At 69.1% G+C, this 22,775-nt stretch carries 17 protein-coding genes; 8 read left to right on the top strand and 9 right to left on the bottom strand.

Features of this window, described 5'->3' with window-relative positions; translation table 11 throughout:
• Positions 1–80: 80 nt before the first annotated feature.
• The 4 genes from CLV54_RS13355 to rfbB form a co-directional block, all read right to left on the bottom strand.
• Entirely contained in the window at positions 81–1,217 is a 1,137-nt protein-coding gene (locus CLV54_RS13355; protein WP_100345454.1) for a glycosyltransferase family 4 protein, read from the bottom strand.
• Entirely contained in the window at positions 1,214–3,160 is a 1,947-nt protein-coding gene (locus CLV54_RS13350; RefSeq protein WP_245861714.1) for a glycosyltransferase family 2 protein, read from the bottom strand. Before CLV54_RS13350 ends, CLV54_RS13355 begins: the two co-directional genes overlap by 4 nt.
• A 92-nt stretch (positions 3,161–3,252) precedes the next feature.
• The gene (gene rfbD / locus CLV54_RS13345) at positions 3,253–4,104 is read right to left on the bottom strand and encodes a dTDP-4-dehydrorhamnose reductase (RefSeq protein WP_100345453.1); all 852 of its coding nucleotides are present in this window, start codon (positions 4,102–4,104) and stop codon (positions 3,253–3,255) included.
• A gap of 8 nt (positions 4,105–4,112) precedes the next feature.
• On the bottom strand, positions 4,113–5,099 hold the full coding sequence (gene rfbB / locus CLV54_RS13340; RefSeq protein ID WP_100345452.1) for a dTDP-glucose 4,6-dehydratase: 987 nt from the start codon (positions 5,097–5,099) through the stop codon (positions 4,113–4,115).
• 309 nt (positions 5,100–5,408) lie between these two features.
• On the opposite strand from rfbB, the gene CLV54_RS17565 reads away from it, so the two are divergent.
• The 3 genes from CLV54_RS17565 (at position 5,409) to CLV54_RS13330 (ending at position 9,379) form a co-directional block, all read left to right on the top strand.
• Complete coding sequence (locus CLV54_RS17565) at positions 5,409–5,558, top strand: hypothetical protein (protein ID WP_157802970.1); 150 nt, start codon at positions 5,409–5,411, stop codon at positions 5,556–5,558.
• Between the two features lie 3 nt (positions 5,559–5,561).
• Positions 5,562–7,349, top strand: coding sequence for a cell wall-binding repeat-containing protein (locus tag CLV54_RS13335; RefSeq protein WP_100345451.1), 1,788 nt, complete (start codon positions 5,562–5,564; stop codon positions 7,347–7,349).
• A 242-nt stretch (positions 7,350–7,591) separates the two neighbouring features.
• A complete protein-coding gene (locus CLV54_RS13330; protein WP_170061999.1) occupies positions 7,592–9,379 on the top strand; it encodes a cell wall-binding repeat-containing protein in 1,788 nt (595 codons plus the stop codon).
• A gap of 89 nt (positions 9,380–9,468) precedes the next feature.
• Here the strand turns inward: CLV54_RS13330 and CLV54_RS13325 are convergent, their stop codons facing one another.
• Complete coding sequence (locus CLV54_RS13325; protein WP_157802968.1) at positions 9,469–10,473, bottom strand: acyltransferase family protein; 1,005 nt, start codon at positions 10,471–10,473, stop codon at positions 9,469–9,471.
• Between the two features lie 221 nt (positions 10,474–10,694).
• Between CLV54_RS13325 and CLV54_RS13320 the strand changes: the two genes are divergently transcribed.
• The 5 genes from CLV54_RS13320 to CLV54_RS13300 all read left to right on the top strand — a co-directional run bounded on the left by CLV54_RS13320 (position 10,695) and on the right by CLV54_RS13300 (position 18,191).
• Positions 10,695–12,857 (top strand): cell wall-binding repeat-containing protein, encoded by a 2,163-nt coding sequence (locus CLV54_RS13320; protein WP_170061998.1) that lies wholly within the window; start codon positions 10,695–10,697, stop codon positions 12,855–12,857.
• 31 nt (positions 12,858–12,888) lie between these two features.
• A complete protein-coding gene (locus tag CLV54_RS13315; protein ID WP_100345447.1) occupies positions 12,889–14,745 on the top strand; it encodes a cell wall-binding repeat-containing protein in 1,857 nt (618 codons plus the stop codon).
• A gap of 21 nt (positions 14,746–14,766) precedes the next feature.
• Positions 14,767–15,375 carry a dTDP-4-dehydrorhamnose 3,5-epimerase family protein gene (locus CLV54_RS13310; protein WP_100345446.1) on the top strand — a complete coding sequence of 203 codons (609 nt, stop codon included), beginning with the start codon at positions 14,767–14,769 and terminating at the stop codon, positions 15,373–15,375.
• Positions 15,376–15,379: 4 nt separating this feature from the next.
• On the top strand, positions 15,380–16,240 hold the full coding sequence (rfbA, locus tag CLV54_RS13305) for a glucose-1-phosphate thymidylyltransferase RfbA (RefSeq protein WP_100345445.1): 861 nt from the start codon (positions 15,380–15,382) through the stop codon (positions 16,238–16,240).
• Positions 16,241–16,319: 79 nt separating this feature from the next.
• Positions 16,320–18,191, top strand: coding sequence for a cell wall-binding repeat-containing protein (locus CLV54_RS13300; RefSeq protein WP_100345444.1), 1,872 nt, complete (start codon positions 16,320–16,322; stop codon positions 18,189–18,191).
• Positions 18,192–18,254: 63 nt separating this feature from the next.
• Here CLV54_RS13300 and CLV54_RS13295 read toward each other — a convergent pair whose 3' ends face one another.
• The 4 genes from CLV54_RS13295 to CLV54_RS13280 form a co-directional block, all read right to left on the bottom strand.
• Complete coding sequence (locus CLV54_RS13295) at positions 18,255–19,460, bottom strand: ABC transporter ATP-binding protein (RefSeq protein WP_245861712.1); 1,206 nt, start codon at positions 19,458–19,460, stop codon at positions 18,255–18,257.
• 175 nt (positions 19,461–19,635) lie between these two features.
• Positions 19,636–20,769, bottom strand: coding sequence for a glycosyltransferase family 2 protein (locus CLV54_RS13290; protein ID WP_245861710.1), 1,134 nt, complete (start codon positions 20,767–20,769; stop codon positions 19,636–19,638).
• Between the two features lie 112 nt (positions 20,770–20,881).
• Positions 20,882–21,778 (bottom strand): glycosyltransferase, encoded by an 897-nt coding sequence (locus CLV54_RS13285; RefSeq protein ID WP_100345441.1) that lies wholly within the window; start codon positions 21,776–21,778, stop codon positions 20,882–20,884.
• Between the two features lie 7 nt (positions 21,779–21,785).
• On the bottom strand, positions 21,786–22,649 hold the full coding sequence (locus CLV54_RS13280) for an ABC transporter permease (protein ID WP_245861708.1): 864 nt from the start codon (positions 22,647–22,649) through the stop codon (positions 21,786–21,788).
• Positions 22,650–22,775 lie beyond the last annotated feature (126 nt).

Genomic DNA, 22,775 nt, shown 5'->3' with positions numbered 1-22,775 from the left:
CATCGCAGGTCGACAACGGCCATATGGCGTAAGTCGGCGGGTGGGCGGGCGCGGGTGGGCGCCGTGGCACTCGCGGCGGCTCACATGTCGGCGTGGAGCTGCCAGACGCGCTCGGCCGAGTCGCGCCAGCTGAACGCGCGGGCGCGGTCGATGCCGAAGACGCCGAGGCGCTCCGAGAGCGCCGTGTCGCCCGCGAGCTGCGACATCGCGAGGGCGAGGCGCTCCGGGTAGCCTTTCGGCTTGTCGCGCTCGACCACGAGCCCGGCCTCGCCGCCGACCTCGACGAGGGCCGGGTCATCCGAGTGGATGACGGGCACCCCGAAGCGGAACGCCTCGACGATCGGCAGGCCGAAGCCCTCCGCGAGGCTGGGGAAGACGAACATCGTCGCGCGGCTGAGCGCGACGGCGAGGTCGGCGTCGCTGATCGTGCCGAGCACGAGGACGCGGCTCGCATCGAGGCCGAGCTCGTCGACCACCTGGGCGACCGTGAGCTCGCCCCAGGCGGGCGGACCGACGACGACGAGCGGCAGATCGGGGGCGTCGGGCAGGCTCAGGGCGGTGATGAGCGGGGTGAGGCCCTTGCGGGGCTCGAGGCTCGCGACCGTGAGGATGTAGTCCTGCGGCAGGCCGAGAGCCTTCGCACGCTCATCGGCATCCGACGGCTCGACGAGGGTGCTCGCGGGGGCGCCGCCGATGACCCGTACTCGCTCGCCGAAATCGGCCAGGTGGGCGAGCTGGTCGGCGACGGCGTGCGTGGGCACGACGATGCCGTCGGCGAACTTCGTGGCCCGCTTGAGCATGGCCTTGTGCCAGCCGACGTTCTGCGGCGTCATCGTCTCGGGGTGTGTCCACGGAACCACGTCGTGCACGGTGACGGTGACCTGCTCGCCGTCGCTGAGACGGTCGTGGCGGCGGAGCGGGGCGAGAAGGCTGGGTGCGTGGATCATGCCGCCGCCCGGGGTGACCGGCAGGCCGAACTGCCAGGCGCGGGAGAGCTCCCGGCGCGCGAACGGGGCCTTCTCGAACCGCGCGAGACCCGGCAGCTGGCGGGTGAGCGCCTCGTAGTTCTCCTGGGGCTGGGCCGAGACGATGCCCGCGACGTCGCAGCCGTCGGGCGCGGTGTTGATGAGCTCGCGCGTGAGCTCCGCGGCGTACCGCCCGATCCCGCCGGGAACGGGCGCGACGATCTGGTCGACGACAACGCGGAGAGTGGTCATACGGCTCGCTCCTGAAGGTAGCGGTAGAACTCTTCTTTGAGCGTCACGAGGGTGTGGAACTGGTTGGTCTCCTCGAGGACGAAGTGGATGTCGGTGTCGACCTTCCTCACCGACCAGCCGAGGCGCCGTGCGTACCAGCTCATCCACAGGTCTTCGAGGAAGGCGTAACGCCGGGGCAGCTCGGTGAAGAAGCGGAGATCGTCGGCGATCGAGAGGTCGAGGATGCATCCGCCGGTTCCGACGTAGTCGGCGATCTCGCCGTCGGGTGTCGGCTTCCGCTCCCAGTACGAGCCGACGATCGTGAAGGCCCAGTAGCCGGCGATGCTGCGATCGGCGGCCGCCGCCCGCATGGCGTCGATGAAGTCCACCGGGATCACCTCGTCGTCGTCGAGGAAGACGGCGTGGCCGACACCGGTGCTGCGCAGGTGACGGGCGAGGAAGAATCGCGCTATCCCGCCGTAGTTCATGGGACTCGAGACGTACTCGATGCTCGCGAGGGCGCCCGCCCTCGTGAAGCTCGCGATGGCGTCTCGGTAGAAGCGGTCGTCGGCCGGATTGTTGTTCCAGAGCATCAGCCGGATGGGCGCGTCCGTCGTCTGCCCGTCGAGCTCGGCCAGCACCTCGGCGAACCGCTGGCGCCGGTTCCACAAGCACATGACGACCGGGATCGCTTCACCGGCAGGGCGGCCGTACAAAGTCTCCAGACGGTAGCCGCCGCGTGCTGCGCGCACGAGCTGCCGATGCCAGGTGCGTTCGAGTGCCTTCTCGCGGATGTCGCGACGCATGCGGCCGACGACGCGCCGGGGTCGCGCGACGATCCGGGCCGCACCGTCGACGGCGCGCACCACCTTGCGGCTCTGCAAACTGTGCACGAGGGCCTGCTCCTGCGCCAGTCGCGCGTGCAGTTCGCCGACGAGGCGGGACTTCTCCTCGACGTCGGCCCGCGCTGCGGCCAGTTCCTCGCCCAGGCTCGCGGCCTGCGCCTCCACCCGGCTCGCGGTCTCGCGCGCGGCCTTGAGATCGCGGTCGAGCCCGGCGATCGTGCGCCCCGCTGCGACATCGGCTGCGCTCGCGGCGGCGTCGATGGGGCTGTCGGCGACGGGGGAGTCGTGGGCGACGGCGATGCGGCGGTCCTCGACGAACGTGCCGTCCGCCACGCCCGCCTCGATCTCGTCCGGGGTCGGATGCCGCGCGAGATACGAGAAGTAGAGTGTTCCCTCGACCAGGCGGCGGTAGTCCCGCATGCCGTGGTGGTTGGGGCTGGGCGTGAGCTCGGGGGAGTCGAGGTAGGCGCGGCCGGCGTTGCCGACCTTCGTCGCGAACTGCTTCCACGAGCGCCACGGGAAGTGGAGGACCTCGATCTCGTTCTGCGGGTCGGGGCGTCCGAGGCTCGCCAGGCTCACGAGGTGATTGCCCTGCACGACCTCGATCTCGGGGTCGCCGATGTGGGCCGCGTCGTGGGTCGACGGGGCGTGCAGGCCCACGGCGTTCAGCTCGGGGATGGAACGGCGGTCGTGGTAGACGAGTCTCTGCAGCCCGGTGCCCTCGCTTGCCGGCGGACCGGTCATGTCGACGACGTCGACGGTGAAGCTCTGGATGGCCGGATCGATCCCCGAGAACGCCTCCTTGAGGGTCTTCGACGCGTCGACGGGCACCCAGAACTCGTCGGCGTCGGCGTTGATGACCCAGTCGGCGGAGTGGAGGGTTGCGGCATCCCGGGCCATCTGCGTGACGACCCTGCCCTGCTGTTTGCGATGGACGGGGTCGTGACGGAGGTCGACGAGACCCCGCTCGGCGTAACCCTCGAGGATCTCCCGGGTTCCGTCGACCGAGCCGTTGTCGGTCGCGATGATCATGTCGACGCCCTGGTCGAGATGATGCTGGATCATCACGCCGATGATGTCCGCCTCATCACGGACCATCAGCGTCAATACGAGCTTCATCTGTACGAGACGTTCCTTCGGCTATCGATTCGGTGGTGGTGTCCACCCGGCATGCACATCGTCGCACACCTCGCCGTTCTTCCGGCGGAGTGCTATCGGGCGAGCGCGCCGTGTTTCTCCGCGTCGGCGAGGGCCAGCCGCCAATCGCGCATGGGCTCGAGGCCGGCCCGGCTCCAGGCGCCGTGCCCCAGCACCGAGTACGACGGCCGCGGGGCCGGACGCACGAACTGGGAGCTGTCGGTCGGCAGGGCCCGCTCCGGGTCGATTCCCGACAGGCGGAAGATCTCCTGGGTGAAGCCGAGCCAGCTCGTCTGGCCGCCGTTCGTGCCGTGGTAGACGCCGGCGGGGGCGTCGGAGTCGAGCAGGGCGACGATCTGCTGCGCGAGGTCGGCTGTCCAGGTCGGCTGTCCGACCTGGTCGACGACCACGCTCACCGTCTCGCGATCGGCGATGAGCCGCAGCATGGTCTTCGCGAAGTTGGGGCCGTGCGCGCCGTACAGCCACGCCGTCCGCACGATGAAGGTTCCTTCGGGGTGGGCTTCGAGCGCGAGACGCTCCCCCTCGGCCTTCGTGCGGCCGTATGCCGAGATCGGATCACGGGGGGTGGCCTCGTCGTACGGCTCGGTCGCGGCGCCGTCGAAGACGTAGTCGGTGGACACCTGCACGAGTCGCGCGCCGGCCTCCGCCGAGGCGAGCGCCAGGTTCTGGGCGCCGAGCGCGTTCACCGCATAGGCGTCGGCCTCGTTGGTCTCCGCGTCGTCGACCTTCGTGTAGGCGGCGGCGTTGATCACGGCGTCGTGCCCGGCGACGGCCGCGCGAACGGCGTCGAGATCGGTGACATCGAGGTCGGCGCGCGAGAGCGCCGTCACCTCGCGGCCCTCGAGAGCGGCCTGGAGGTCGCGGCCGAGCATGCCGTTCGCCCCGGTGATGAGGTAACGAGTCATCCGCGGGCTCAACTCAGTGCGGCGCGAGCCTTGAGCGGCTCCCACCACGAGCGGTTGTCGCGGTACCACTGCACGACCTCGGCGAGCCCCTGCTCGAAGGGGACGAGCGGCTCGTAGCCGAGCTCGGAGCGGATCTTGGAGATGTCGACGCTGTAGCGCAGGTCGTGGCCGAGGCGGTCGGCGACCCGGTCGACGTACGACCAGTCCTTGCCGGTCGCGTCGAGCAGCAGCTGGGTGAGCTCCTTGTTGGTGAGCTCGGTGCCGCCGCCGATGTTGTAGATCTCGCCCGCGCGGCCGTTCACGAGCACCAGGGCGATGCCGCGGGTGTGGTCGTCGACGTGCAGCCAGTCGCGGATGTTGTTGCCCTCGCCATAAAGAGGAACGTGCTTGTCGTCGATGAGGTTCGTGACGAAGAGGGGGATGACCTTCTCGGGGAAGTGGTAGGGCCCGTAGTTGTTCGAGCAGCGGGTGATCGAGACGTTGAGGCCGTGGGTGCGGTGGTAGCTGCGCGCGAGCAGGTCGCTGCCGGCCTTCGACGCCGAGTACGGCGAGTTCGGCTCGAGCGGGCGGTCCTCGGCCCAGGAGCCCTCGGCGATGGAGCCGTAGACCTCGTCGGTGGAGACGTGCACGAAGCGGGCGAGGTCGTTGCGGAGCGCGGCATCCAGCAGCTGCTGCGTGCCGAGCACGTTGGTCTCGACGAAGATGCTCGCGTCGCGCACCGAGCGGTCGACGTGCGACTCTGCTGCGAAGTGCACGACGGCGTCGACGCCCGGGAAGAGCTCGTCGAGCAGTGCGCCGTCGCGGATGTCGCCCTTGACGAAGGTGTAGCGCGGGGAGTCGGCCACGGACGCCAGGTTCTCGAGGTTGCCGGAGTAGGTCAGTGCGTCGAGCACGACGACCTCGGCCCCTTCGAGCCCGGGGTACGCGTCTTCGAGCGTGCGGCGGACGAAATTGGATCCGATGAACCCGGCCCCGCCGGTGACGAGAATCTTCATGTGGTGTGAGCTCACTCCCTGCTAATGATTTGCCCCGGCGATTCTACCCGGTCGGTCGCGCCCGGAGCCGGGAGGAAGCTGGTCGTGTGGCCACTGTTCGGGGGTGGTGCGTCAGATGCTTCTGTGAAAAAAACCTGGATAACATGTTGGTATCCGATGCATTCCGGGATGTCGTCGTGCTCAAACGATCGAGTGGGGAAACGTATGCATTGGATCTCGGTGGATCTCGGTGGATCCGCGCCGCTTCGTCCTCGCCGCCGTCGTGCTCGCGGCTCTCATGACCGGTGCCGCGCGATCGAGGCGGCGACGATGGCGCACGCCACGCAGCTCGTGCTCATCGGCGGGCCGGCGGTTCTCGACGAGTCGGTCGCGACCATGGAGACCTGCTCGGATGACACGGTCGCCGGGCCGCCGGCATCCGCTCGATCAGCTTTGTCGGTTTCGTCGCAACGGAGGTAGCAGATGTCTCGAATGGAACCCCGCACGGGCAGGATGTCGCGGCTGACGATCGCGCTCGCAGCCGTGATCGTCGCGCTCCTCGCCGCCGTCGGTCTGACGGCTCCGGCGCGGGCGGCGGGCACGCTCTCGATCAGCGGAACGGTGAGCCTGCAGGGTGGCGGGGAAGGGACCCCGTATGTCGAGGTGTACGCCGCCGACGATGGGGGATGGGCGGGATCCTTCTCGGGGGCGGACTATTCGATCGGAGGCCTCGAGCCCGGGAGTTATCGAGTACGCGCTCGAGTCTTCGATTTCGCACACGCCTTCGTGTCGACCTGGTACGGCAACACGCCGATCGAGAGCGTGAGCACCACGGTCACGCTCTCGACCGGATCAGCGACCGGCGTCGACATCGTCGCCGCTCGCGGGGGCGCCATCTCCGGGCATGTCGGCCTGCCCTCCGGTTTGGGCGTGGACACGAGCCTCGAGGTCAACGTCTTCCTGCATAACGAGGCCGGCGACGAAGACTGGTGGATGGGGTCGGCCAGCCCCTCCGCATCGGGTGACTACTCGATCGGGCAGTTGCCGCCGGGTGAGTATTACGTGAGATTCTCGGGGGGTCAGTTTCCCCGAGTGGCAGCGAGCTTCTATCCGGATGTGGTGGGCATTCAGGAGGCCGACCTCGTGCCTGTGACAGCAGGGGAGACGGCCTCCGACATCGACACCGTCATGACCCCGTGGTGGACGTCGTCCAATCGGATCGCAGGCACGAACCGCTATGAGACCAGCGCTGCAGTCGCTTTCGACTTCGATGCCGGCGTCGAGACCGTTTACGTCGCGAGCGGCGAGAACTGGCCGGATGCCCTCAGCGCCGGCCCTGCGGCGGCTCACTTCGATGCGCCGCTCCTTCTCGTGCCGCACGACACGGTGCCGGTGGGGACCCTCGAAGGGATCAACCGGCTCAACCCCAAGCGGATCGTGGTCGTGGGCGGGCTGAACGCGATCTCCGAGAACGTCGTCGGGGCGCTGCGCGAGGTCGTGCGGGATGGCGGTCAGGTCGATCGCATCAGCGGCGCCGATCGATACGGAACGTCGAGGGCGGTCGTCACGGACGCCTTCGGCACGACCATCCCCAGCAAGGACATCTATCTTGCGAGTGGATCGAACTATCCGGACGCCCTTTCCGCCGGCTCCGCCGCGGGCGTGAGCGATTCGCCGGTGCTCCTCGTCGACGGAGGGGCGAGGGCGGTCGATGCGGCCACCGACGCCTTCCTCCGGCCGACGGAGTTCCGCCGCATCGTCATCGTCGGTGGGGAGGCGGTGTTCACGACGGCGTTGCGTTCCGATCTGGAGCGCTTCTCGGTTCTGGGCAACAGCTATCGAATCGGTGGAGTCGATCGCTTCGATACGAATGCGAAGGTGATCGATTGGGGCTTCGGCCACGAGACGTGGCGTTATTCCGGCGTCGCCATCGTGGCGAGCGGCTTCGGTTTCGCCGACGCGCTCTCCGCTGTCCCCCTTGCCGGTCGCTACCGCGGCCCCGTGCTGCTGTCGCAGAAAGCCTGCATCCCCTCGGCGGCACTCGACTCAGCCTGGCGGGTCGACATGAGGATCTATGAGGTCATCGGCGGGGAGGCAGTCCTCGACCGAGCCGTTGAGCAGCTCGCTCGCTGCGACGACACCCCCGCGCGCCTCCTCGATGCCCAGCTCGATCAGGCAGATCAGGATTGGCCGGGCACGGGTCGGACGGGCGCGGGGACTCCTGGGACCCTCGGTCTTCCCTCCTTCCAGTACTCTCCTCAGGCGCGGTAGAGGGGTCGTCGATGTCTCGAGAGGAATCTCGCGCTCGGGCTCGTCGACGCGGCCGCTCGACTGACGGCGTGCTGACACGAGGGGAAAGCGATCCCCACTTCTGGGGTGCTCGTCGGCGGGCCTTTCGAGAGAGATCGCGTGCTCCACGTCGTCCCTAAGAAAGTTTGATGGGTTATCTTGCAGTATCCAATGCATCGACGGCAGTGTCGTCGCGCACAGCGATCGAGATGAGGAGTTGCCGGATGCGCGGAAAGACCCGGGGCACAGGCCGTATGTCACGCGGTATGACCGGATGGGGCGTTGTGCTCGCGACCCTCGCCGCGATGGTCGTCGCCCCTCTGAGCCCCGCGGCGGCCGCGGGAACGCTCTCGATCAGCGGAACGGTCGCGCTCGCGGGTCCGATCACCACGTCGCCGACCTTGAGCGTCGACGCCTGGGCGGAGGACGGCTCCATCGCGGGACACATCGAGACGACCGGAACGTCGTACACGATCCCGGCTCTCAGCCCCGGCTCATACACCGTGCAGGTGCGGGTGCTCGACAGCGCCGACACGTGGGCGACGACCTGGTACGGCGACACCGCGATCCAGGCTCGGGCCACCACCGTGAACCTGAGCGGCGTTTCGAGGACCGGGATCGACATCTCGGTGCCGCGGGGCGGCGCGATCTCCGGGAACGTCAGCTCGCCGGGCGGCCCGGCCGATGCCACGAACGTCTGGGTCGACACCTTCCTGTTCGACGAGGTGTCGGGCGGTTACTGGTGGATGGGCGGGGCGTACGGCGGATCCTCCGGCGCCTACCGGGTGGGTCAGCTCTCTCCCGGTCAGTACCTCGTGATGTTCTCGGATGCGAGGACCCCGTCCCGATACGCCGACAGCTACTACCCGGGAACGACCGACTACACGCAGATCCAGACGGTCCCGGTGGCATCGGCGACGACGACTCCCGGCATCAACGGCGCGCTCGGCGAGTGGTCGTTCAGCACCGGCCGGATCGCGGGCCTCGATCGGTTCCAGACCAGCGCGGCCGTCTCGGCGGTCGGCTTCGAGAAGGGCGTCGACGTCGTCTACGTGGCGAGCGGAGCCAACTGGCCCGACGCGTTGAGCGCCGGCCCGGCAGCGGCTCACCTCGGCGGCCCGCTCCTGCTCGTCACGAGGGACGCGATCCCCCCGACCATCACTCAGGAGCTCGACTACCTCGACCCCGCGCGGATCGTCGTCGTCGGAGGCACGGCCTCGATCTCCGACGGTGTCGCGCAGCAGCTGCGCCAGTACGCACCTCGGATCGATCGTGTGAGCGGCGCCGATCGCTTCGCGACCTCGAGGGCAGTCGTGCGGGACGCCTTCGGCTCTCAGCTTCCCCCCACGCTCTACGTCGCAGCCGGCTCGAACTACCCGGACGCCCTGTCCGCGGGTGCAGCCGCCGCGGAGAGCCTCGCACCCGTACTCCTGGTCAACGGCGGGCAGAGCACGGTCGACTCCGCGACCGCCGCCCTGCTGTCGCCGAGCGACATCGGCGAGCTGATCGTGGTCGGCGGGCCGGCGTCGATCGGCGCACCTCTCTACAACGACCTCGGGCGATTCGCAGACGAGAAGTTCCGCAAGGGCGGCGCCGATCGCTTCGAGACGAACCGTCTTGTGATCGAGTTCGCCTTCCGAGGGCCGTACTGGGCGAACGCCGGAGTCTCCCTCGTCGCGAGCGGCTACGGCTTCGCCGACGGGCTCTCGGGGGTTCCGCTGGCTGCCATGCTGCGCGCGCCGATCATCCTCTCGCCGGCGTCGTGTCTGCCGCAGGGAGCGTTGCAGAGCGCCCGGCAGGTTCACAGCCCCGTGCTGTGGCTCATCGGCGGTGAGGCCGTGCTCGACAGCTCCGTCGCCAACCTGGTCACCTGCGGCGCTCCCGCCGCGCCGCAGGAACTGGGATCGATCGGATCCGCCGAGGCGGCGCATCCCTCGCCCGATGTCAGGAGCCCCGAGCTGGCAGGGCGGTTGCCCTTCCTCCGGGGCGCGATGCCGAGCACCCGCGACTGATCGCGAGGGTCCCCGGGCGTGAGCGGCCGGGGACCGCGCGGGAATCCCGGCGCGAGCTCGTGGTGACCCGCACACACGAAGCCGTGGCGTCAGTCCGGTCGGGAGACCTGTGCAACGCGCCGCGTCCACCACCGGATGCGGCGCACCCCTGTCGTCAGCCACGACAGGGGTGTGAAGCGCAGCAGCAGGCCGACCGCGAAGGGGATGCCGAGCGCGAGCATGAAGGCGAGCCTCGACCCGGTGGGCGGGGTGCCCAGCACCCACAGCACGACCGGGTGGGTGAGCACGACGAGCAGTCCGCACGAGGCGAGCAGGATGATGGCGCGATCGGCCGTGCGCCCGAACAGCGGCACGAGCCGCTCGGCGACGAGGACGAGCCCCGTGCTGATGGCGACGGCGACCAGCGGGCTGAGCAGCGGAGTGCCGAAGTCGGCCGGTTTCAGATCCAGCGGCGCGGACACCCCGGTGGCGATGACGACGGCGGACAGCGCGATGAGAACGATCCCGGTCGTCGCCGGCCGCACGATGCGATCCCGGTGGCGCCGCAGGGCGGAGCCGGCGAGGATGAAGACGAGGCTCGCGACGCCGACCCCCGCAGAGAGCGGCACGGCCGCGACCTCCTGCGGCGCCAGGTAGGCGACGAGGAGCGCGACGCCCGCGACGCCCCACTGCACGGACCAGGGGGTCCGTTCGAGCAGGCGCATGACGACCGCGCCGAAGAACAGGGCGGTCACGAACCAGAACGCCGAGAAGGGGCGGCCGACGTGGGCGCCGCCGAGCAGGAGCTGGCCCGCCGTCGCCCAGGAGAACGCCCCCCACAGAAAGGCCGTCCCGATGATCACGAGCCAGGTGGCGTAGGGCACGAGAAGCGTCGAGGCCCTCTTCCTCGTCTCGGCGAGCACTGTGCGCCCCGGCTTCCACAGATAGCCGGTGAGCACGAAGAAGAGCGGAACGTGCCAGGTGTAGAACAGCTCGTGCGACAGGGGCTGGGTCCAGACGTGGGCGGCCACGACGGCGGTGATGCCGAGCAGACGGACGGCATCGATCGAGGCGAAGCGGATGCCGGTTCCCACCGTCGTCTCCTGGATGCTCACGAAGCCCCTCACCTGTCCGCCCGCCGTCGGGGGCGAATCGCGGTACAACGATACCCGGCGACTCCGCTCGCCCCGACGCGGATCCGCGGCGCCCGGAGCGCCCTCGTGTCCGAAACGTTCGCGTAACGCCCTCCGGATACGATGGCATCATCCGGAGCAGGGGGAACGCTCAGGAGATCTTCCGACGATGACGGGGTGAGCGGATGCGCGCGAAGTCGACGATGACGCTTGCGGCGCTCCTGACCGCGGGGATCGTGTTCGCCGGCGTCGTGCCGACCGCCGCCGCGACCGGCGTCACCGCTCCGGTGGAGGACGTGCCCGAGCCCGCGCAGTTCGCAGACGACACGGTCGATCCGGCCGAACTGCTCGGTCACGGTCCGGCGACCGAGCCGCCGGGGCCCGGAGCACGCACGGCTCCGCTGGCCGCCCCGGCCGCGCACACGATCGATGTCGCGGTCGTCACCCCGCGCGGATCGGGGTCGACCTCTTTCGCGAACGACGCGAGCATCACCGCGCTGATCAGCGGGGTGAACGACTACTGGCGAGTGCAGTCCGACGGCCTCGTCGCCTCGGTCGTGCGAGCGTCGACACCCCAGCGGTACACGAGCGCCTACGGCTGCGGAAGCCAGCAGGCGATGTGGAACGAGGCGAGCGGCCGGTTCGGCCGGAGGATGGACGACTACCTCGAAGCCGACGGGCGCCACCTGCTCGTGCTCGTGCCGTCGGAGTGCCGGTCGAGCGCAGGTGTCGGCCTCGGGACCGTCGGGTATTTCTCGCAGGTGAACACGGCATCCGGCGGAATGATCTGGGCAGCGCTCGGAGGTGGCGACGTCGATGTCGTCGCGCACGAGTTCGGGCACAATCTCGGGCTGGAGCACTCCAACACCCACGTCTGCCCGAGCACCGCGATGACCGAGGGGAGCTCGTCGGAGGGATGCAGCGACGTCGCATACGGCGACAGCTTCGACGTCATGGGGCTGCTCTGGTCGGTGAGCGGACGCTACAACGCGCATCCGACGGCTCTCAACATCACGCACAAGCGGCGGCTGGGCGCGGTGCGGGCGGGGTCGCTCGCCGACGTCACGCTGTCCGGTGCGCAGAGCAGCGCCTCGGTCACACGAACCCTCGCCTCGACGGGGGCGAGCTCGGGGCTCCAGGCGCTGAGGGTCGTCGACCCCGTCACCGGGCAGGAGTACTTCGTCGACTTCCGAGGCGGGGGCGGCGCCGACGACGGCTCGTTGTACTCGGCCCATCTGTTGAGGGCGCAGGGGATCGACGTCGGTGTGCGGGTGCTCACGACGCGCGGCGACGGAAGCTCGGTCGTGCTGCTGACCCCGGACGCCTCGGCCACGGGCACGGGCGGCCGCAAGCTCTACCTGACGGGCGGCCAGACGCTCTCGACCCGATCCGGCGGCGTCACGGTGAGCGTGCAGAGCATCGCGGGCGGGGCGGCGACGGTGAGCGTGACCCTCAGCCGCGGGCTCACGACCGATCGGATCTTCGGCGCGGACCGCTACGCGACCGCGCTCGCGGTCGCCGAGGAGGGGTATCCGGGCACGGCCCCGATCGTCTACCTGGCGGCCGGCACCGACTTCCCCGACGCCCTCGGCGCCGCGCCGGCGGCGGCATTCACGGGCGGCCCCCTGCTCCTGACGCCCCCCGATCGGCTGCCCGCGGCCGTGCTCTCGAAGATCGACAGGCTGAACCCCGCGAAGATCGTCGTGGTGGGAGGCGCCCGATCCATCTCGGATGCCGCGCTCGGCCAGGTGCGCGGCCTCGCCCCCACCGTCATCCGGGTCTCCGGCGCCGACCGCTTCGAGACCGCGCGACAGGTCGTCGCCGAGGCCTTCGACACGGCGAACGGCGCGTATCTCGCGAGCGCCCGGAACTTCCCCGACGCCCTCGCGGCCGCGGCCGCTGCGGGGGCCCAGGGGTGGCCGGTGATCCTCGTCGACGGCCTGTCGGGGTCGATCGACGCGAGCACCCGGGCGCTTCTGAGCTCCTTGGACGTGTCGGCGGTCACGGTCACCGGCGGCTCGACGGTGATGTCGGAGGGGATCGTCAGCTCGTTGCGGGGGATGGGCCTGTCCGTCGATCGCCGGGGCGGCGCGGACCGGTTCGAGACGGCGCGCTTGATCAACGAGTCGGCCGCCTTCACGACGTCGCCCGAGGTCTTCCTGGCCATGGGGTACCAGTTCCCCGACGCCCTCGCGGGAGCGGCCCTCGCCGGCTCTCGAGGGGCTCCCCTGTACATCGCGCCTCCGAACTGCGTGCCGCGATCGGTGCTCGACGGGGCGAGGCGTCTGGGGGCGTCGCAGGTCACCTTGATCGGTGGAACCAATGCGCTGGATGAGAATGTGGCGAGATTGACCCCCTGCCGGTGAGTCGCCCGCGCTTTTCCCCTAGCATCAGACCATGCTCCCTCTTTCCGCCGCACGGCGTCCGATCCTCGGCGCCCTGGGCGCTCTCGCCCTCGTCGCCGCCCTTGCTCTGAGCCCGACGGCCTCTGCGCGGGCGGATGACGCGCCCGCGCCCGACAGGAACGCGAACGAGGCCGCCCAGGCGCAGGCGCAGGCCGAGTACCAGGCCGCGCAGGCCGGCGTCAACAACACGGTGCCCCCGGAGCCGGAGAGCAGGGGCGTGTCGGCGCTCGCGGCATCCCTCAGCGGCGCCGACTTCAACCCCGGCAACATCATCAGCGACGCCAACTTCTACGACGGCGACGCGATGACCGAGGCCCAGGTGCAGAGCTTCCTCGACCAGAAGGGAGCCGGCTGCAGGAGCGTCGGCGGGGTTCCGTGCCTCAAGGACTTCACGCAGACGACGAAGGACCAGATCGACTACCCCGACATCTGCAGCCCCTACGCGGGAGCGGCGAACGAGTCCGCGGCCCGGATCATCGTCAAGTCGGCCGCGGCGTGCGGCATCAGCCCGAGGGTCATCCTCACGCTGCTGCAGAAGGAGCAGTCGCTCGTGAGCTCGCCCGGCCCCGACCAGGACCAGTACACGCACGCGACCGGTTACGGATGCCCCGACGGCTCCAACTGCGACGCGAACTACTACGGCTTCTACAACCAGGTCTACGAGGCGGCCTGGCAGCTGAGCGACTACCGGACCTCGCCGACCTTCGACTACCTCCCCGTGGGCAAGGCGTCCCCCATCGACTTCTCGCCGGAGGACAGCTGCGGGTCGGCGAAGGTCACGATCTGGAACGACGCGACGGCGGCGCTCTACTACTACACGCCCTACCAGCCCGACGCGGCCGCTCTCAGCGACCTCGACGGCGACGGCGACCGCTGCTCGTCGTTCGGCAACCGCAACTTCTGGGTGATCTACAACACCTGGTTCGGCTCTCCCACGGCGGGATCGGAGCCGGTCGTCGACCGGATCGCCGGCGCCGACCGCTACTCGACGGCGGTCGCGATCGCCCGGTCGGCCTTCCCCGATCGGGCGAAGGTCGTCTACGTCGCGTCCGGGGCCAACTTCCCCGACGCCCTCAGCGCGGCTCCCGCCGCGGCGCACGAGGGCGGCCCGCTGCTCCTGACAGACCCGGGCTCCCTGCCCACCGTCGTCTCCGACACGATCACGGCGTTGCATCCGGAGACGATCGTGCTCGTCGGGGGCGGAGCCGTGATCAGCGACCTCGTCGTGCGGCAGCTCGCGGCGATCCAGCCGAAGCTCGTGCGACTCGGCGGGGCCGATCGCTTCGACACCTCGCAGCAGATCATCCGTCATGCGTTCCCCTCGGCCGGGACGGCCTACCTGGCATCCGGTGCGAACTTCCCCGACGCCCTCTCGGCGAGTGCCGCGGCGGGATCCGTCGCCGGCCCCGTGATGCTCGTCAACGGCGGACAGCCGCAGCTCGACTCGGCCACCACCCAGTTCTTACGCGAGCTGCACGTGACGAGGACGGTCATCGCGGGCGGCCTCGTCTCGATCAGCCAGGGCATCCAGAACGGCCTGCAGAGCGCCGGATTCTCGGTGTCGCGTCAGGCCGGCGACGACCGGTTCCTCACGAGCCGCGCGCTCAACCACGCCGCGTTCGGCACCGCGAGCACGGTCTACCTCGCGAACGGGCTCAACTACCCGGACGCCCTGGCCGGCGCCGCGATCGCGGGCGGCTCGGGCAGCCCGCTCTACGTCGTGCGGCCGGACTGCGTTCCCGACTTCATCGCGGGCGACGTCTTCGCGCTCGGCGCCGATCGTGTGCACGTGCTCGGGGGCGAGGCCGTGACGACCGCCAACGTGGAGAAACTCGGAGCTTGTCAATAAGCGATTGCTAGACTGCCAGGCGTGCAAATCCGTGAACTGAAGATCCCCGACTCCTACGAAATCACACCGAAGCAGTTCGGCGACGATCGGGGGGTCTTCCTCGAGTGGTACCGCTTCGACCGTCTCGAGGAGGCCATCGGGCATCCCCTGAAGCTCGCGCAGGCGAACACCTCGGTCTCGAAGCGGGGCGTCGTGCGCGGCATCCACTTCGCCGACATCCCGCCGAGCCAGGCGAAGTACGTCACGGCGACCCACGGCGCCGTGCTCGACTACGTGATCGACATCCGGGTCGGGTCGCCGACCTTCGGCCAGTGGGACACGGTGCTGCTCGACGACACCGATCGCCGCGCGATCTACCTGTCCGAGGGGCTCGGCCACGCCTTCGTCGCCCTCACGGACGACGCGACCGTCAGCTACCTCGTGACCTCCACCTTCAACGCCGAGCGCGAGCACGGCATCAACCCCCTCGATCCCGAGGTCGGGCTCGTCTTCCCGCCCGAGGCGGGGGAGCCGCTGCTCTCGCCGAAGGACACGGACGCGCCCGGGCTGTCGGAGGCCGCGGCATCCGGTCTTCTGCCCACCTGGGACGAGGCGCGGGCGTTCTACCAGTCGCTGACCGAGGGAGAGTAGGACCATGCGCGGAATCATCCTGGCCGGCGGCTCCGGAACCCGGCTCTGGCCGATCACCAAGGGCATCTCGAAGCAGCTGATGCCCATCTACGACAAGCCGATGATCTATTACCCGTTGTCGACGCTCATGATGGCCGACATCCGCGAGATCCTCATCATCACGACGCCCGAGTACAACGAGCAGTTCCGCGCGCTGCTCGGCGACGGCTCCGATCTCGGCATCCGCATCGAGTACGCCGTGCAGCCCTCGCCCGACGGGCTCGCGCAGGCCTTCATCATCGGCGAGGAGTTCATCGGCGACGAGTCGGTCGCTCTCGTGCTCGGCGACAACATCTTCCACGGCACCGGCCTCGGCTCGTCGCTGCGCAACTCGGGCGAGTTCGAGGGCGCCAAGATCTTCGCGTACCACGTGAGCAACCCGACGGCGTACGGCGTCGTGGAGTTCGACGACAACTTCCAGGCCGTCTCGATCGAGGAGAAGCCCGTCGCGCCGAAGAGCAACTACGCCGTGCCCGGCCTCTACTTCTACGACAACTCGGTGGTCGAGATCGCGAAGAGCATCACGCCCAGCGCGCGGGGCGAGCTCGAGATCAGCACGGTCAACGAGCGCTACCTCGAGCAGGGCGATCTGCACGTGCAGGTGCTCGACCGCGGCACCGCCTGGCTCGACACGGGAACCTTCGAGTCGATGATGCAGGCCTCGGAGTACGTTCGGGTCATCGAAGACCGCCAGGGGTTCAAGATCGGCTGCATCGAGGAGATCGCCTGGCGTGCCGGCTGGATCGACGACGCGCAGCTCACCGTCTTGGCGAAACCCCTCGTCAAGAGCGGTTACGGCTCGTACCTCATGGGCCTCGTCGGCTGACGGCTGCCCGAGCTCGCCGGTTTCGCCCACGCCCGCCCACGGGGCCGGGGGATCGGCGTCGTCGAGTTAGCATGACGTCGTGGCCGGTACTCTCATAAAACGAATCGTTCCCTTCGGGGCCGCCGTCGTCATCCTCGTCACGGGGATGCTCGCGAGCGGTCCCGTCTTCGCGGACGAGCCCGTCGACGACACCTCGATGCTCCTGGAGCAGTACCAGGCGCAACTGGACGAGCAGTCGGCGAAGGCGGACGATCCCGCGCCGGGAAGCCACGGCGAGGCTCCCGGCCAGGAGAGCCCGGAGCCGGAGAACCGCTCCCTCGAGGGTTCGCCGCAGGCGCTCGCGGCCGCGGCGGGCTTCAATCCCGGCACGATCATCAGCGACTACAACTTCTACAACGCGTGGGCGATGGGCGAGGGCGACGTGCAGGCGTTCCTCAACGGCGAGGTTCCGCGATGCCTTCCCGGCTACACCTGCCTGAAGGACTATCGCCAGACGACCTGGACGCGCTCGGCCGACGCCATGTGCTCGCAGTACACGGGCGAGGCGAACGAGTCGGCGGCGCGCATCATCTACAAGGTCGGACTCGCGTGCGGCATCAGTCAGAAGGTGCTGCTGGTGCTGCTGGAGAAGGAGCAGTCGCTCGTGACCGACGACTGGCCGGGCGACAACCAGTACCGCAAGGCGACGGGATACGCCTGCCCGGACACCGCGCCGTGCGACGCCGAGTTCGCCGGCTTCTACAATCAGGTCTACAAGGCTGCCTGGCAGTACAAGCGCTACGCGAACCCGCCGGGCACCTCCCAGACCTACACCTGGTATCCCGTCGGGGCGACGACGGCCGTGCGCTATCACCCCGAGCCGTCGTGCGGAACATCCCCGGTGTTCATCAGCAACACGGCCACGGCGGCGCTCTACTACTACACGCCCTACCAGCCGAACGCGGCCGCTCTGTCGAACCTGTACGGCACGGGCGACGCCTGCTCGACCTATGGCAACCGGAACTTCTGGCGGCTCTACCGCGACTGGTTCGGCGACCCGGCCTCGTCGGCGACGGCGAGTAGGATCGCAGGCCCCGACCGTTTCGCGACGGCCGCCGCGCTCTCGCAGTCGGTCTACCCGGCCTCGGGGGTGCCCGTCGTCTACGTGACCTCGGCCGAGAACTTCCCGGACTCGCTCAGCGCCGCGCCGGCAGCGGTCGCCCAGGGCGGCCCGTTGCTGCTCGTGACCCGCACGGCGCTGCCCGGCGCCACCGACGGGGAGCTGCGCAGGCTCGCTCCGCGGAAGATCGTCGTCATCGGCGGCACGTCGGCGATCGGAGACAGCGTCTTCGCATCCTTGCGCGACAGGCAGAGCAACATCGTGCGCATCGCGGGGACCGACCGCTTCGACACCTCGAGGCAGATCGCCCGCTACGCCTTCGGGTCGGCGCGTCCGCCCCGAGCCTACGTGGCGTCGGGGGTGAACTTCCCGGACGCCCTCTCGGCGAGCGCCGCCGCGGGGGCTCAGAGGATCCCGGTCGTGCTCGTCGACGGAGGCTCGTCGTACGACCCGGACGCCATCCAGCTCGTGGCCGATCTGGGTGTGTCTCGGGTGACGATCGCGGGCGGCGGCGACGCCGTGTCGGCGACCATGCAGAACACCTTCACCAACGCGGGCTTCGCCATCACCCGCCTGGGCGGCATCGACCGGTACCGGACCTCGGTCGAGATCAACCGCAACGCCTTCACGACGGCCGACACCTTCTACTTCGCATCGGGCACCACGTTCCCCGACGCGATGGCGGGTGCGGCGGCCGCAGGCAAGGCGGGCAAGCCGCTCTACGTGACGCCTCCGGGATGCGTCTTCGACGAGGTCAGATCGGACATCGGCACCCGGGGTGTCTCGAGCCTCAAGCTCATCGGAGGGCCTGCCTCGCTCACCGACAACGTGGCGGCGCTCGTGCGCTGTTAGCGGTCGCGCTCAGGCGTCAGGCGACGGTTCACGCCGGGTCCGGCGTCCGCCCCTGCCGACGGCTCAGGCGTCGACTTCCTCGAAGCTGGGCTCGGCGTAGAGCGTTCCCGCAGCGAGCTCCTGGGTGGTGACGTTGAAGGTGCAGGCCTGCGGGAAGTCGTGCAGGTGCCGGCCCGCATAGTCCATGAGCGACACGTTGACGAAGTACTTGCCGCCGCCGAACATCGGGTTCTTGAGGGTCAGGGTCACGGTGCGCTCGCCCTTGAGCGGTGCGAGCCGCATCCCCACTCGGCGCGTCGTCGTTCCGTAGACCGACTGGCCCGAGACGTTGTCGATCTGGATGGCGCAGATCCAGTCGTCGATGCCCGTGGTGTGCTCGAAGGTGGCGGTGATCTCGATGGAGTCGCCGGAGACGAGCTCGCGCCCCGACTCCTTGCCCTCCCAGGTGACCTCGGCGCCGAGGACCTTGCCGTTCTGCATGACGTCGTTGCGCGGCTGGGTGACCTCGTCGGCCTGCCGCTGGTCTTCCAGCAGGTCGCGGAAGGCCGAGATCGCCTTCTGCGGCTCGCCGTCGTACACCACGTTGCCGTGGTTGAGCAGGATCGCCCGGTCGCAGAGCTCGGCGACCTGCCCGAGCGCGTGGGTGACGAGCACGATCGTGCGGCCCTCGGTCTGGAAGGTCTTGATCTTGTCGAGGCACTTGCGCTGGAATGCCTCGTCGCCGACGGCCAGCACCTCGTCGACGAGGAGGAGGTCGGGCTCGGTGTGCACGGCCACCGCGAAGGCGAGGCGCACGTACATGCCCGACGAGTAGAACTTGACCTGGGTGTCGATGAAGTCGGCGATGCCCGAGAAGGCGACGATGTCGTCGAACCGTGCATCGGTCTCGTCGCGGCTGAGGCCCAGGATCGAGGCGTTGAGGTAGACGTTCTCGCGGCCGGTCAGGTCGGGATGGAATCCTGCGCCGAGCTCGAGGAGCGCGGCGATGCGGCCGCGCCGCTCCACCGTGCCGGAGGTCGGGGCGATGATGCCGCCGATGATCTTCAGCAGCGTGCTCTTGCCCGATCCGTTGTGCCCGATCAGGGCGACGGTGTGACCAGCCTGGATGTCGGCGCTCACGTTGCGCAGCGCCCAGAACTCCTCGCGGTGACGACGGCCGGCGCGACCGAGCGTCACGAGCCGCTCCTTGAGGGAGTTGTCTTTGCGGATGACGAATCGTTTCGACACGTCATTGAGCTTCACGACCACGGGGGTGTCCGGGTTCGCCAACGAAGCTTCTTGCTGCAGGTTGGGCATGTGTGGTGGGACTCCGCTCGACGGGGATCTCTGAGTCGTCGCGCATCGCCAACGGCGCGCAACAACCTCGACAGACTAGATTACATCGCGGCGGTCGTACGCGGGCGTCCAGGGGTGCCCGACGTCGTTCTCCCGGTGATCTGCCAGTTCAGTGACCGGCTCTCGTCGGTTTGAGCACCTTCGCGGCGCCGTCCACCCAGCGCACGATCCGCCGTTCGCTGTACGCGTCGATGAGGGCCCTGAGGTCGGCGGCCCCCTCGTCCGAGGCCTCGAGCCGCTGCAGGAGCCGATGGTTCTCCGAGCTGAGCACCTCGAGCTCCCGCTCGTGCTGCGCCCTGGCCTCGTGCTCGCCGGCGAGCCTGAGCTCGAGCTCGATCGCGAGCAGGGTGCTCGCGCGCGCGGAGTCCGCGAGCTCCGAGTCGAGGGCCTCGTCGCTCAGCGGGGACGGCCGATGCGAGGCCACCCGATCGTCGAGCACGAATGCCCCGGATGCGAGACCCTGCTGGATCTCGTCGGGCGTGGGATGACGCACGAGGTAGTACCCGAGCAGGAGGTTGTCCCGAAGCCTGCGGAAGTCGCGCATGCCGTGGTGGTTCGGGCTCGGCGTGAGATGGGGCGAGCTGGCGTACGCCCTGCCCGCGCTCTCGACCTTGCGGCGGTACTGGCTCCAGGAGCGCCAGGGGAAGTGCAGCACCTCGAGGCCGAGCTCCTCCGGAGGCATGCCTTGGCTCGCGATGCTCACGAAGTGGTTGCCCTGGCTGACCGTCACGTCGGGTGAGCCGACGTGCACGGCGTCGTGCGTCGAATGAGCGAGGAGGCCGACCCTGTTCAGCTCGTCGAGGCTGCGCTGATCGCGGTAGACGAGCCGCTGCAGCCCCGAGCCGTCGAGAGCGGCCTCGCCGATCATGTCGACGACGGGCACGGTGAAGGACTGGAGCTCGGTGGGCATGGCCGCGAAGACGCCGGCGAGGGTCGTGCCGGGGGAGACCGGCATCCAGAACTCGTCGGCGTCTGCGTTCAGCACCCAGTCGGCCCCGTAGAGGAGGTACGCGTCGCGGGCCATGCCGGTGACGACCGTGCCCTGCTGCTTCTCGTGCAGGGGATCGTGACGGAGGTCGAGGATGCCGCGAGCCGCATACTCGGCGAGGATCTCGGTCGTGCCGTCGGTCGAGCCGTTGTCGGTGACGATGAAACGGTCGACGCCCTGATCGATGTGGTGGTCGAGCATGGCCCCGATGACATCGGCCTCATCCCGCACCATAGCGGTCATGACAAGAGTCATGTTCCTCCTTGAGATCCATTCTCCGCTCGACATCGCGCGCCATGACCTGCGCGAAATCCTATCGTGTCCCGGAGGTGGATGGGAGGTGGACAGTATGCCTGTTGTGGAATCCCTAGTGGCCGCGGGTGGTCCACCGCGCGCGCAGCCAGAGCCCGAAGCCCACGAGCTTGCGCAGCGGGTAGAGGAGGGGGCCGGGATGGGTCTTGTCGAAGTAGATCGCAGCGCTCTCGTGGTGCACCCGCGTCATCCGCCGTGCCGAGCCGGAGGTCGAGTGGGCGCCCGTGTGCACGATGGTGGCGTCGGGGACGTACCGGCTGCGTCCGCCGGCCGCCCTGATGCGCGCCCCCAGGTCGACGTCTTCGAAGTACATGAAGAACCGCTCGTCGAAGCCTCCGAGCCGGGTGAACCAGTCGGCCCGGATGAGCAGGCATGCGCCCGAGAGCCACTCGGCGTCGCGTGGGGCATCGGAGTACTCCGACTCGGCTCGGTAGCGCCTGGTCCACGGGTTGTTCGGGGCGATGCGCGCGAAGAGCGCGTGGCCGACGCCCGTGCGGATCGTGGGGAGGCGCCGGGCGGAGGGATAGACCGCGCCCGAGGGGTCGACGATGCGCGGTCCGAAGGCCGCGACCGCCGGGTCGCTCGACTCGGCGGCGGCGCGGAGCACGTCGATCGCGTGTGCCTCGAAGACGACGTCGGGGTTGCAGACGAGCACGTACTCGCCCGGCCGGGCCGCCTGGGCCGCGCCGGCGTTCGCCCCCGAGCCGTAGCCGCGGTTCTGCGGCATCGCGAGGAACTGGACACCCAGCTCCTCGGCGATCGCCCTGCTCGTCTCGCGGTCGGCCGACTCGTTGTCGACGGCCACGATGCTCAGCGCGGAGCCGGAGCAGGCCGCGATCGCGGACTCGATGAAACCGCGCAGGATGTCGCTCGAATTGTGCAGCACCGTCACGAGAGTGACCGCACCGGGCGCGGACTGCGTGCCGTGCGGCGCCGAGCCACTCGTGGTCATGCTGCGTCTACAGCGCTTGGGCGAAGTCGCCCTGCAGCCGGTTGAAGACGCGCTGCGAGACGACCAGCAGCACGAGGCCGATCACGAAGGCCACGCCCATCCGCAGGAGCAGCTCGCTCGGATAGGAGCTGTCGGGCCCCCCGAGCCAGAACGCCTTCTGGAAGCCCAGCACCGCCAAGGTGAGCGGGTTGTTCGTGTAGACCTCGACGATCCACGCGGTGTTGATCGTGTCGCGCACCATCGTCCACGCGTAGACGATGGGCGAGCCCCACATGAGCAGCATCATCACGACCTCGATGAGGTACTGGATGTCGCGCAGGTAGACGTTCGCGGCCGAGAGCAGGAGCCCGAGCGCCGTGCCGTAGACGAGGATCAGCGCCACGGCGGGGAAGAAGTAGAGCAGGTCCAGATGCCAGGGGAACCGCCCGAGGGCCAGCGTGGCGATGAGCAGGATCACCAGCTGGATGCCGAAGTTGAAGAGCGCCGACCCGACGGAGGCCAGGGGGAAGATCTCGCGCGGCAGGTACACCTTCTTCACGAGCCCGCTGTTGCCGACGATCGAGGACGCCCCGCCGAGCACGATCTCGCTGAACAGGGTGAAGGCGGTCAACCCCGAGAAGATGTAGATCGCGAAGTCGGGGATCCCGCGTGCGGCGCCCAGGAAGTGCCCGAGCACGACGTAGTAGATGAAGAGCTGGGTCAGCGGTCGCACGAGCGACCACACGAAGCCGAGCGACGAGTCCTTGTAACGGGCCTTGAGGTCACGGCGGATGAGGAGGTCGAGCATCTCGCGGTGGGCGAAGACCTCTTTGACCGAGCTCACGCCTCCCGCGAGCGTGGACGGGTTTCCGCCCACGGATTTGAGGGGCATCGCTTCGAGAGCCGCGAACCGTGTCTGTCGCGTACGGGCAGCGTCATCATAGCTAGACATAATTACACCGATCATAACCGGTCGAATCCGTGGGATCGGTGTGCGCGGGATGCGGCCGGCACGGGA

The organism is Compostimonas suwonensis (assembly GCF_002797855.1).
Lineage (GTDB): Bacteria > Actinomycetota > Actinomycetes > Actinomycetales > Microbacteriaceae > Compostimonas > Compostimonas suwonensis.
The sequence above is the reverse complement of the archived record's forward strand: the minus strand, read 5'-3'. Positions and strand labels throughout refer to the sequence as shown.